Genomic DNA, 11,914 nt, shown 5'->3' with positions numbered 1-11,914 from the left:
CGGACTGTTGCTTTTAATCCCAATGGTGATACCTTAGCTAGTGGTAGTGACGACCAAACAGTGAAATTGTGGGATGTTAAAACCGGGCAATGCCTCAAAACCTTTGAGGGGCATATAAGTTGGGTACGGACTGTTGCTTTTAATCCCAATGGTGATACCTTAGCTAGTGGTAGTGACGACCAAACAGTGAAATTGTGGGATGTTAAAACCGGGCAATGCCTTACCTTACACGGGCATACAAGTCGAATATGGTCAGTTGCCTTTAGTCCCAATGGTGATACCTTAGCAAGCGGTAGTGACGACCCGGCAGTGAAGTTGTGGGATGTTAAAACCGGGCAATGTTTTAAAACCTTGCAGGGAGGTGCTAGCCGAGTATGGTCAGTTGCTTTTGCTCCAAAAGAGGATGTAAACAGTTCAGATAATTACATTCTGGGAAGTGGTACTGACGACCAAAAAGTCAGATTATGGAATGCTCAGGGGGAATGCCTCAAAATCTTGCACGGACACAAGAGTCGAGTATGGTCAGTAGCTTTTAGTTCAGATGGTAAAACCTTAGCAAGTGCCAGTAGCGACCAAACAATCAGATTGTGGGATGTCGAGACCGGGGAATGTCTTAGAACCATCCAGGGACATACAAATTGGATACGTTCAGTTGCCTTTAGTCCAGATGGACACACCTTGGCAAGTAGTGACGACCAAACAGTCAGATTGTGGCATGTCAAGACTGGGGAATGTCTTAGAACTATGCAGGAACAACATACGAGCCTAGTATGGTCAGTTGCTTTTAGTCCAAATGGTCAAACTTTAGCAAGTGGTAGCGAAGACCAGACAGTGAAGTTGTGGGAGGTCGAGACAGGAAAATGCCTCAAAACCTTGCAAAAACATAAGAGTTGGGTATGGTCAGTTGCCTTTAGTCCAAATGGTAAAACCTTAGCAAGTGGCAGTGACGACCAAACAGTAATATTGTGGGATACTCAAACGTGGGAAGACTTCAAAATCTTGCACGGACACAAGAGCCGAGTATGGTCAGTTGCTTTTAGTCCAGATGGTAAAACCTTAGCAAGTGGCGGTGACGACCAAACAGTAATATTGTGGAATACCCAAAGGTGGGAAGACTTCAAAATGTTGGAGAAGCAGCATACCCTTTGTGTAAGAACCGTCGCTTTTAGTCCAAATGGTCAAACTCTAGCAAGTGGTAGCGAAGATCAGACAATTAAACTTTGGAATGTTGATACAGGTAGCTGCCGAAAAACTTTGAAAATAGAAAAACTCTATGAAGGTATGAATATTACGGGTGTTACAGGTTTAAAAGATTCCCAAAAAAGAACGCTGAAAGTTTTGGGAGCAGTTGAAAAATGAAGCTTCTTGATGGTGATGATTTACCCCAAAGTCACAAATTGAAAACGGAGGGATATGAAACAAACAAGTTAGTCCACCTTAGACAAGCGATCGCACTTATTTCAGATCATGCTGATCCTGCTGCTGAGATTGGCGTAGAAGAGGCAGGGGGGCAAAATGTTTATGTTCGTCAGCTTGGCGAAACTTTGGCATCTCTGGGTTGGCAGGTAGATATGTTCACTCGTAAAGTCGATCCAAAAACTCCTGCTATTGTCCAGCACTCACCCCACTGTCGAACTATCCGTCTGGTTGCTGGACCAGAGCAATTTATTCCACGAGACGAAATTTTCCAATTTATGCCTCAGTTTGTGCAAGCATTCGAGGCATTTCGACTTAAGGAAGCAATTTACTATCCCCTAGTTCACACCAACTATTGGCTCTCTGGCTGGATTGGTTTGCAATTAAAGAAAATCCACAAGATTCAGTTGGTTCATACTTATCACTCTCTAGGTGTAGTAAAGTATAAGGTCGTTCCAAATCTATCTCCAATTGCAGATACTCGACTTAGCGTTGAAAAACAAATTCTTGAGCAAGCAGATTGTGTCATTGCAAACAGTCCTCAAGAACAAGAGTATTTGCGTACACTAGTTTCTCAGAAAGGTCATATTAAAGTTATTCCCTGTGGAACTGATAACTATCTTCGCACGGTGTCAAAGGAACAGGCTCGGGCGAAGTTAGGGTTAGATGCGGCTGAAGAAATTGTGCTTTGTGTAGCACGGTTTGACCCTCGCAAAGGCATTGAGACAGCAGTTCGAGCCTGTGCGAAATCTAAAGCTAAAACCATAGGCAACTTGCGCCTAGTCATTGTTGGAGGGAGTTGCCCAGGTCGTATAGATGAACAAGAACGAAAACGGATTGAGCAGATTGTGCAGGAAGTAGGTCTTGCTGAGAGAACTGTATTTGCTGGTCGGGTTGACCATAACGTGTTGCCATTTTACTACTCTGCTGCTGATGTATGCGTTATACCTAGTTATTACGAGCCATTTGGACTGGTAGCTATTGAGGCAATGGCTTGTGGTACTCCTGTAGTAGCTTCCAATGTCGGCGGCTTAAAATTCACTGTCTTACCAGAACAGACAGGCTTATTAGCTCCGCCTCAAGATACTGTAGCTTTTGCTACTGCAATAGATAAGATTCTATTAGACAAGCAATTTTCTAAACAACTCAGTAGACAGGCTTCAGTGCTAGTGCGCGAACGTTTTAGCTTGGATAGTATAGTAAGCCAGTTGAGCAACCTTTACCAATACCTCATAGCTCAGTCAATCGAGCGTTGTCATTGTTAGTTCATATACATCCGTGACAGGTTAACCCTCTCCTAAGAAACCGCATTTGCTTGGGGTTGGGGAATAAGCTCAAAACCCAATTGCTGTGCTCTTTTGTGGAGATTGTTGGGGTCCAGCCAAGATACGGATACTGTTGGCGAATTCCCTAAACAGCTAAAAACAGCTAAACTGAACCAATTAGTTCAGAAATGAAACGATTGAGAACCTTCTGAACAGTTTTATACCCAGTTGCTTGCTTACCTAACTTCAGTTTAGACAAAACACGGTCACGTAAAATTTCAAGTTCTGAAATCGTTGGCAACCCAACAGACTGTCTTTCGCTGGCGGTATCAGATGTTAAAAGAAACTCCCTCTGCCGTGTAATACTCAGTTGAAGTTCGTTTTCCCCCTGATGGGGAGCTAAAAATTGTGAGTCTTTCTGTGTAATACACGGGTTGGCGTTATGCTTAACAATGTGTTCTAAATAGTCAGCCCTGGTTAAACCCAAACCATTTAGAGGCTATCCCAATAGCTTTCCAGATCTCATCAGTCAGTCGCAAAGAACGTACTTCGCGATAATCATCATTCTTGAGCACGAACTTTCCCTGAATATCCCGTTTCAACATCAACTTAACCGTGTATTAGATCGTAAGTTTAACTCGAAATCACAATGATTTACCGATCGCTCGTTTTTGTCCGACTTCAGAAAATCGCGTTGCTCTCACTTGCTCTCAGTTTTTCTTTGTTTCAAATCTACCAATGTGAGTAATTTAGATCAGTTGTCCGATCGCTATTTGTTCGGGAATCACCTAACCGTGTACCCATCGTACAATTAGCCGTAGGTCATTTAAAGCATTACTATTAGATTATTAATCCCCAACTAGCTGGGAATTCCCACCACAATTAAGTTGATTAGGGTGGGCAAAGCCTTGACCACCCTATAAACTAATTTACGCCCCGCAGCTTGCGAGTATTATCAACTAAACTCTGAGCAAATTGATCGAATCTTTGAGAGAGCTTTTCATCTACTAGTTTGCCTTCAGGACTGAAAGCACCCCAAGCTTGTCCGATCGCAATTTGTTCGGGAATCACCCAACCGTGTACCCATCGTATAATTAGTCGTAGGTCATTTAGAGCGTTGCTATTAGACTGACCACCCAAGACACTAATTAATCCTGTCACTTTATCAGACAGTTGCTCAAAACTCATCAAATCCAGAGCATTTTTTAGGACACCACTAACGCCACCATGATACTCAGGTGTCGCTAAAATTAACCCATCAGCCTGACTAACTGTATCTTGCAACCGCTGAACATCTGGATACTCTGGATACTCCTTTGCGCCAGTACAAAATGGTAGCTGCAACTGCCGTAAATCGAGAATTTCTACCTCTGCACCTACAGCTTCAACCCTTTGTGCTGCGACTTCTAAAGCAACCTGGGTATAAGAATTGGACCTTAAACTACCACCAATGCCAATAATTTTCACCATAATTAACCCACAAACTACTAACTAGCTACTATTATCAGATTTCTTAAAAAGCGGAATCGTTATGACTATGTTTATCTTAGCGATTTGTGCTTGAATGTGTCAAATTAATATCTACCGGGATTGGGGGAGCAGGGGGGACGAAGGGGACAAGGGGACAAGGGGACAAGGGGGACAATAGTGAATTATTAAATAAGTCTCTCCCCGAAGTTCTGATGCCTACGGCGGGCTACGCCAACGCCGGAAGCCGGCGCTCAGACTTTTCTCCTTATCTTCCTCCTCTTCCTTGTCTACCTTGTCTCTTCTGCATGCCTTGTTTGCCCGATCTCAAACAGCTGCATAAATCTAGATAACCCTCGCTTAACTTTATGTAATAGCCTGAAGAAACTTGGGAATGCTTTTGTGTGGAAGTTAGACTAGATAAGAAAAGTGTAATTTCCAGTTATTACAATTTTTGATAGAAGAATGGGCATAAAACCAGCGCTTAACTTGTGCCAGCAGACAAAGGGTAATTATTATGACAAATTTAGGAAAAAAAGCATTGATAAAAAGGCAGTCCTTAAAGCGCGTTGCTTGGTTTGGTGCGTTGGCGCAACCCGCCGTAGGCATCGCTGCTAGTCTGATTATGTTGCCAGGAATTTTCGGAAGTACTCCTGTGATGGCACAAAAAGCAGAAACCACTTCGCTAAATTATGGTGACTTGATCGAGAAAGTGAAGGCCGGAGAAGTCCAGAAAGTAGAGCTTGACGAAACCGAACAGCTAGCAAAGGTTTATCTCAAGGGGCAAAAAGATAATACACCACCGCAACAGGTGAGACTTTTAGCACAAAACACAGAGTTAGTCAATATTCTCAAAGATAAGAATGTTGATTTTGGCGAAGTTTCCTCTGCTAACAGTCGAGCGGCTGTTGGACTGTTGATTAATTTGATGTGGATTTTGCCATTGGGGGCTTTAATGCTCTTGTTCCTTCGGCGCTCTACTAATGCTTCTAGCCAAGCGATGAATTTCGGCAAATCCAAAGCTCGCTTCCAAATGGAGGCAAAAACTGGAGTGAAATTTGAAGATGTCGCCGGAGTTGAAGAAGCTAAAGAAGAACTCGAGGAAGTTGTGACTTTCTTGAAACAGCCGGAAAGATTTACTGCTGTAGGCGCACGTATTCCCAAAGGTGTGCTGTTAATTGGCCCCCCTGGTACTGGTAAAACTTTACTAGCAAAAGCGATCGCGGGTGAAGCTGGTGTACCATTCTTTAGTATTTCCGGTTCGGAATTTGTGGAAATGTTCGTAGGCGTGGGTGCATCTCGCGTGCGCGACCTCTTCAAGAAAGCCAAAGATAATGCCCCTTGTTTAATATTTATCGATGAAATTGACGCAGTAGGTAGACAACGGGGTGCTGGGATCGGTGGTGGTAACGACGAGCGCGAACAAACCCTCAACCAACTGCTCACCGAAATGGATGGTTTTGAAGGTAACACAGGCATAATTATTATTGCAGCCACTAACCGCCCAGATGTTTTAGATACAGCATTACTCAGACCGGGACGTTTTGACAGACAAGTGATGGTCGATCCACCCGATCTCAAAGGGCGACTGGAAATTTTGAAAGTCCACGCCCGCAATAAGAAAATTGATCCTAGCGTATCATTAGAAGCGATCGCTCGCCGCACTCCTGGTTTTACTGGCGCAGACTTAGCTAATTTACTCAACGAAGCCGCTATTCTCACCGCCAGAAGACGTAAAGAAGCTGTCACCCTTTTAGAAATTGATGCTGCTGTAGACCGAGTTGTTGCAGGTATGGAAGGTACCGCTTTAGTAGACAGCAAGAGCAAGCGCTTGATTGCCTATCATGAAGTTGGACACGCTTTAGTAGGTACATTGCTTAAAGACCATGACCCTGTGCAGAAAGTTACATTAATTCCACGGGGACAAGCACTCGGATTAACTTGGTTTACTCCCAACGAAGAGCAGGGATTAATTTCGCGTTCCCAACTTAAATCGAGAATTACTGCGACTTTGGGTGGTCGCGCCGCTGAGGAAATCGTTTTTGGTAAGCCAGAAGTGACCACAGGTGCAAGCAATGACTTGCAACACGTCACAGGGATGGCGCGGCAGATGGTGACACGCTTCGGGATGTCAGAATTAGGCCCATTGTCCTTGGAAAATCAGAGTGCAGAGGTATTTTTAGGGCGCGACTGGATGAATAAATCAGACTATTCTGAGGAAATTGCTGCCAAAATTGATTCACAAGTGCGCGAAATTGTTAGCAATTCTTACATTAAAGCCAAAGAACTCTTGGAAGAAAACCGTGTAGTTTTGGAGCGTTTAGTAGATTTGCTAGCAGAACAGGAAACAATTGAAGGTGATGTATTCCGCAAAATCGTTACCGATCATGTTCAGGTAGCTGATGAACAATTGGCTGTACCTCATTAAAAACATGAGTGAGAAATAATGTAAAGACGTAGCACTGCTACGTCTCTACAAGGGTTTTGGATAATGCATATTTAATTGGGAGCATCTCATATCAATTCAAAATTCAAAATGACGCTCTCTACGAGACGCTAAAAGCGTAGCTTGCAACTCTTACAGAGTACGCGGACTCGCTCTAAACGTTCGCGTAGCGTCTCTAAGAGTTGCCATGCCGTTGGCGTTCGCGTTAGCGTCTCTGAAAGAGAAGCCTCTCGTTCGCGTTAGCGTCTCTGAAAGAGAAGAGAAGGCTTTACGCTGCACTAACAAAATTCACGCATTAAGAAAGCCAGACAGAACAAAGGTATGTCTGTATGTATCTGTCGCATTCTTTTTTCAAATTGGTATCAGTTTTTGGAGTGGCTCAAAGCGACAATAATCCATTAAGGTAGGCGCAGCGATGGACAAGCACTTGAGGTACATTTTCGCGCTTCCATTGCGCTCTAGAAATCTTAGTTCGACGGTCAACCTGTTTAATGAAGATTCAACAGATTCATCCCAATTCTTTATAAGCTTGCACTAAATGATTATCTCTCTCTTCCTTAGCGTTCTTGGCGTTCTTGGCGGTTCGTTTTTCAAGATTAAGTGCATCTTCATGGAGAATTGATATCAGCATCAAAATCCGTACCCTAAAAGCTATATCTGCCAAAAAAACCAATATTATTAGCAGGGCTTTGCGGATAAATCTACTTATTAACTGGGTCTAAGAAGGCTGTTCCTGGTTTTCTAACCTGAAACAAAACCAGTGATGCCGGCTCCGTGGTACTAGTATTTCTAGCACGAACAACAAGATTAATTGGTTCCATGATTGCTTTGCCAGCAGGAACTATAATCGAAGGCTCTCCAGATTGAAAGTCTACTGAATAGGAACCACTAATCGTATAAGCAAATACAGGTGATGCATGTGTATGCCAAATACTTACCTCTCCTGGTGCTAAAGTTGCTGTGAGAATCTCGCTTTCTAAGACTGGAACTTTGGGTATGTCATTAGTTTTCACATTGAGAGCAACAGTTGGCGCTGGTGTGAATTGCTTTGCAGGAGTTTGCGCTAATGAAATTTCTCTGATTCCAACTACAAATACAATCATGATAAACAATCCAAATATGACTTGCTTAACTCTCATCTTTGCTCCCTCTATAGAATACTGATAGAATACCCTATATTTGCTTTCAATAATTTTCTTCAGACTATTCTTTCTAATCAGGTCGGGAATCAAATAACTATTTAAACTGCAAGTCAGCTAGCCAGATAGGAGTAAACTTGTAAATCCAGTCTCGCAGGAGATAGCCGATTGCTTCCGGTAGTTTGTCCAAACTGACCAACCTGACCAGAAGTGGTAAAGTTTCAATCACAATACCGCCAAACCGAGCTTCATCAGCGCGTAACTTCAATGCATCAATGTAGCAAAGTTGACTTGTATAGGGATTTATTTTTATGAATATCCCTAAATTTACGCTTGGCTATCAACTAACTTTAGATTGCTGAAAATCCAAAGGTTAAGATTTCCGACTTATTAAAAAAGTTGGGAATTTTATTGTAAAAAAATTATAATACTACCTCAGCCTTTCCAGAAAGTAGCACACATAAAGTCTTGTCACTATAAAGCTTAAACTATTGTATTATATATACCCAAACAATGTACTACAAGTAAACATAAACATCATGAAATATAGATTTTGGGCAAGTTATCTGCTTGCTGCTTTGGCATTTCTGCCCTTCGAGCCTGTAAGCATTACTCAGGTTTTGGCAATAGAGTCAGTTTACCAACTGGCACAAGCAAAATCTGCTTACACCCAATATATGCAATTTGGTTATAATGAAACCAAACGGAGAAACTATAGAAAAGCTTTATTGAATTTTCAGCAAGCAGAGCGGCTACGTCCTGGAGATAGGTATGCTACTGTTGCAATTAGAAATGTTACTGGTTATATTCAACGCGGTAGCAGTAGAAATCGTATCGCCTTTGTCCCAGGTAGACCTGGTAGAGTGAAGTCAGCAGGAACGCGGGGAAGTTGTTTTCAAACTGGACAATACCTTATTCCCCTGACACCAACAGATAAGGAAGCTCAACGAACCACAGCAGAGTATCCCACATTCTTTTTCTACATTCCTCAAACCTCTACAACAGTGCAAGCACTAGAATTTGTTTTGCGGGATGGTGATAGCATTGACCCATTGTATAAAGGAACTTTCAAGCCTGTTGGGCAAAATGGTATTGTTAGCGTAAATGTACCTGTCGGTCAGCCATCTTTACAAATCGGTAAAGAATATAATTGGACTTTTTCGATGATTTGCGATCCTAATAATCGCGATAAAGACTCTTATGTAGAAGGTACAATTGTGCGATCGCAAGATGAAAACTTGTCTCTTGAGTTAAATCAACCAAACACAGACTTAGATCGGGCAGTTTTATTTGCAACCGCCGGATTTTGGGAGGATTCTCTAAGAACTTTAGCTAATTTACGCCGCCAGCGTCCTAACGATCCTGAAGTTGAGAAATATTGGGAAGATTTGTTGAATTCAGTAGGGATAAAAGAAATTGTAAACAAGCCTTTATTGCCCTGTTGTACTGCTCAGAAATAAATTAACAATTACTTAAAAACCCGGTTTTGATGAGAAGCCGGGTTTTTTACTCTTCATGCCCAGTAACAATGCTAGCCAGCAGATTAACTTAACTTTATAATGCGTAGGCGTAGCCCGTCGTAGACATCGCAAACCATCTCCATGAAAATCGCTTGGCGCGGATAGTATTAGTTCTCGCTAATTACTGCTGTAAGTCAACCTGGTAGAGAAACAGGAAGTGCAAAGTCAAATCAAACGCTACATTTTGTGTAACTATCTCTTTAAGTTCGGTAATCCACACTACAGATGTATTATTACACCAAGGCAAATCTTCCATAGCAATGCTAATTTATACAGAACTTTAACTTGCATTTCACAGGTAGACAACCTTGTGAGACAGACAATTGCGACTTTTTGAGTATTTTATGAGCTTATTTGACAGTGTATTTGATAATCCAAAAAATGCTCTCTTTCTTAGAGAAGATTCTAGGACAGAAGGGAAGTTGCCGCTTGCTATTGAGCAAATAATTGAAACAGAATTAGGATATTTTAATCAATCAGTATCTATTACTAACCAAAATCAGATTCCAGACACACCTCAAATACCGATTCAGAATCCTACAACTTGGTTAAAGATTCCAGATGTCATCTGCTGCTTTGTAGATATGGAAGGATCTACAAAACTTAGTGTCGGACTACATGACAAAACAACAGCAAAAGCGTATCGATTTTTCACAGAAACAGCTATCAGAATTTTTCATCAATTTGGAGCTGCATATATTGATATTAAAGGAGACGGAGTTTTTAGCCTATTCAACAAGAGCCAATCTTATACAGCACTTGCTGCAACTGTATCATTTAAAACATTTGTTTATGAACATTTTACGCCTAAAGTTCAAAAACTAACTGAACAGAATGTTGGCGGTCATTTTGGAATTGATCAGAAAACTGTCTTAGTTCGTAGATTTGGTTTGAAGAGTTATCAAAATAGGACAGATAGGCAGAATGAGGTCTGGGCTGGAAAACCCATAAATATGGCAGCAAAACTAGCTAGTTTATCTACAAATAATAGGCTTTGGGTATCAGATAGATTTTTCTATAATCTCAAAGATGAGCAGGCTATATATTCTTGTGGATGTCCAAATGGTGTTAAGGTGGAGCTTTGGAAAAAGGAAGATGTATCTAAAGACAGTAGATTTGACTTTGATAATGCTTACAGTCTTGGTAGTAATTGGTGTGAAAGACATGGTAAGTCTTTTTGCTCAAATTTAGTAAAGCTAGACACTGAAAATTAGGCTTATTTTTTCGGATAAATCTTTATGTTTACATCAAAGCTTATTTAAATTTTTGAACTAGTAAATAATTGGCTAAAATTTGCAGAAGCTAAAAATGTAATTCTTCTTAGTTTATCTGGTATTATAATTACTATTGTTAGTACATATATTAAAACTACTGCAAATATATCAATGTCAATTTACATAGGATTAATAATTGTAGTGTCTCTATTATTTATTAGCTTATTAATTTGTTTTTTATCTTTTCTTCCTAAAATTGATATTGAGCATTTTGTTTGGTTAAAATCAAAACCATCTAAAAAATCTAAATTTATACTAAAAGATACTGATAATTTTTATTTTTTCAACGATCTTAAGAAATATCAACCTGATACTTTGCTAAACTCAATGAATAGGTTATATTTTGATAATCAAGTACAAACACCATATAGAAAAGAAGATTTAGATATAGCAAACCAAATAATTATTAACTCAGAAATTACATCAATAAAGTTGATGCTTTTCAGAATAGCTTTATGGCATCTAATATGTTCTATTATTACTATTCTATTTTCATTACTAATTAGTATATTACTACATAGTAAATCATAAGTTATAAGTATTTGACACAGATGTAGAGAGACTGTAATGAAAAATTAAGTTTAAATTGTATTGTTTAAGATAAAAGACAACTGCTTTCACACAACTATTGATTAGGCTGCTATAAAAGCTTAAGCTTTCTTAAATGGAGAATCCGCCGAAAAGATTGTCCAAAGTTTTTTATATTGCTAGAACAAGTTATAGTACGAGCACCTTCTATTTTGCCAACAAGGTATGACGGGTTGGCTAATTTTTTGGTTAAATGTTTGCAGGTTACAATAATAAATAACTACAACTATTTTGCTAAAAACAGTGTATGAAGTTCAATGTAATACTTGATCGTGATGAAGATGGGGTTTGGATTGTCGAGTGCCCCAGTATACCTGGTTGTGTTAGTCAAGGTCAGTCAAGAGAAGAAGCCCTGGAAAATATCAAAGACGCGATCGCAGCTTGTCTTCAAGTTCGTGCTGAACTTGGTTTACCGCTCACTGTGGAGACTCATCAAGTAGAGGTTACAGCTTAATCATGGCATCTGCCCTTCCGGTTCTCAGTGGGCGTGAAGTTGTCCGTGTGTTTGAATCGTTCGGTTGGGAGTTTGCACGTCAAAGTGCTAGTCACATTATCCTGGTTAAGAAAGGCGAAACAGTAACCTTATCTGTACCAGATCATCGTGAGGTGGCAAAAGGAACATTACGTAGTCTCATCCGTACTGCTGGACTTACAGTTAATGAATTCATTGCCGCCATCTAATGGCGTGGTCATTGTGTTGAGATGATTTACCTTTAAATTAAGCAATTTCCCAAGCTTTTTGGTACAGTATTCTAGAAAATCCATATCACGAGAATAAGCGATCGCCTTTGGCGTTGGC

Annotated in this window: 10 protein-coding genes and 2 pseudogenes; 7 read left to right on the top strand and 5 right to left on the bottom strand. The window is 40.6% G+C overall.

Annotation, left to right across the window (positions count from 1 at the left end):
• Together V7K56_RS22250 and V7K56_RS22245 are read left to right on the top strand one after the other, a co-directional pair.
• Positions 1–1,359, top strand: a 1,359-nt coding sequence (locus tag V7K56_RS22250) for a WD40 repeat domain-containing protein (protein WP_442940139.1), incomplete at its 5' end; no start/stop codon positions are given.
• Positions 1,356–2,681, top strand: coding sequence for a glycosyltransferase family 4 protein (locus V7K56_RS22245; protein WP_334913658.1), 1,326 nt, complete (start codon positions 1,356–1,358; stop codon positions 2,679–2,681). The genes V7K56_RS22250 and V7K56_RS22245, both read left to right, overlap by 4 nt.
• Positions 2,682–2,844: 163 nt before the next feature.
• Here V7K56_RS22245 and V7K56_RS22240 read toward each other — a convergent pair.
• A pseudogene (locus V7K56_RS22240) lies at positions 2,845–3,286 on the bottom strand (hypothetical protein).
• A gap of 319 nt (positions 3,287–3,605) precedes the next feature.
• Positions 3,606–4,151 carry an NADPH-dependent FMN reductase gene (locus V7K56_RS22235; protein ID WP_334913654.1) on the bottom strand — a complete coding sequence of 182 codons (546 nt, stop codon included), beginning with the start codon at positions 4,149–4,151 and terminating at the stop codon, positions 3,606–3,608.
• A 514-nt stretch (positions 4,152–4,665) separates the two neighbouring features.
• Here V7K56_RS22235 and ftsH point away from each other — a divergent pair.
• Entirely contained in the window at positions 4,666–6,576 is a 1,911-nt protein-coding gene (gene ftsH / locus V7K56_RS22230; RefSeq protein WP_334913651.1) for an ATP-dependent zinc metalloprotease FtsH, read from the top strand.
• A gap of 397 nt (positions 6,577–6,973) precedes the next feature.
• On the opposite strand, the pseudogene V7K56_RS22225 reads toward ftsH, so the two are convergent.
• The 3 genes and pseudogenes from V7K56_RS22225 to V7K56_RS22215 all read right to left on the bottom strand — a co-directional run.
• A pseudogene (locus tag V7K56_RS22225) lies at positions 6,974–7,087 on the bottom strand (ISKra4 family transposase); the annotation flags it as partial.
• Between the two features lie 208 nt (positions 7,088–7,295).
• Positions 7,296–7,733: a cupin domain-containing protein gene (locus V7K56_RS22220; protein ID WP_334913649.1), complete on the bottom strand. Its 438-nt coding sequence runs from the start codon at positions 7,731–7,733 to the stop codon at positions 7,296–7,298.
• Positions 7,734–7,830: 97 nt separating this feature from the next.
• Positions 7,831–8,001 (bottom strand): hypothetical protein, encoded by a 171-nt coding sequence (locus V7K56_RS22215; RefSeq protein WP_334913647.1) that lies wholly within the window; start codon positions 7,999–8,001, stop codon positions 7,831–7,833.
• A gap of 271 nt (positions 8,002–8,272) precedes the next feature.
• Here V7K56_RS22215 and V7K56_RS22210 point away from each other — a divergent pair, with 271 nt between their 5' ends.
• From V7K56_RS22210 to V7K56_RS22195, 4 genes are all read left to right on the top strand, one after another.
• Entirely contained in the window at positions 8,273–9,193 is a 921-nt protein-coding gene (locus V7K56_RS22210; protein WP_334913645.1) for a DUF928 domain-containing protein, read from the top strand.
• Positions 9,194–9,597: 404 nt separating this feature from the next.
• A complete protein-coding gene (locus tag V7K56_RS22205; protein ID WP_334913642.1) occupies positions 9,598–10,467 on the top strand; it encodes a hypothetical protein in 870 nt (289 codons plus the stop codon).
• 895 nt (positions 10,468–11,362) lie between these two features.
• Entirely contained in the window at positions 11,363–11,569 is a 207-nt protein-coding gene (locus V7K56_RS22200; protein ID WP_292857025.1) for a type II toxin-antitoxin system HicB family antitoxin, read from the top strand.
• A gap of 2 nt (positions 11,570–11,571) precedes the next feature.
• Positions 11,572–11,796, top strand: a complete 225-nt coding sequence (locus V7K56_RS22195) for a type II toxin-antitoxin system HicA family toxin (protein ID WP_334913640.1) — start codon at positions 11,572–11,574, stop codon at positions 11,794–11,796.
• Positions 11,797–11,914 lie beyond the last annotated feature (118 nt).

It is taken from the genome of Nostoc sp., from assembly GCF_036917535.1.
GTDB lineage: Bacteria > Cyanobacteriota > Cyanobacteriia > Cyanobacteriales > Nostocaceae > Nostoc.
Note: the sequence above shows the minus strand (reverse complement) of the source record. Positions and strands in the feature narration are given on the sequence as shown.

Bases quoted from the DNA above. Each gene is read 5' to 3' on its own strand.
- V7K56_RS22245 (WP_334913658.1), top strand. From the start codon at position 1,356: ATGAAGCTTCTTGATGGTGATGATTTACCCCAAAGTCACAAATTGAAA.
- V7K56_RS22235 (WP_334913654.1), bottom strand. From the start codon at position 4,151: ATGGTGAAAATTATTGGCATTGGTGGTAGTTTAAGGTCCAATTCTTAT.
- ftsH (WP_334913651.1), top strand. From the start codon at position 4,666: ATGACAAATTTAGGAAAAAAAGCATTGATAAAAAGGCAGTCCTTAAAG.
- V7K56_RS22220 (WP_334913649.1), bottom strand. From the start codon at position 7,733: ATGAGAGTTAAGCAAGTCATATTTGGATTGTTTATCATGATTGTATTT.
- V7K56_RS22210 (WP_334913645.1), top strand. From the start codon at position 8,273: ATGAAATATAGATTTTGGGCAAGTTATCTGCTTGCTGCTTTGGCATTT.
- V7K56_RS22205 (WP_334913642.1), top strand. From the start codon at position 9,598: ATGAGCTTATTTGACAGTGTATTTGATAATCCAAAAAATGCTCTCTTT.
- V7K56_RS22200 (WP_292857025.1), top strand. From the start codon at position 11,363: ATGAAGTTCAATGTAATACTTGATCGTGATGAAGATGGGGTTTGGATT.
- V7K56_RS22195 (WP_334913640.1), top strand. From the start codon at position 11,572: ATGGCATCTGCCCTTCCGGTTCTCAGTGGGCGTGAAGTTGTCCGTGTG.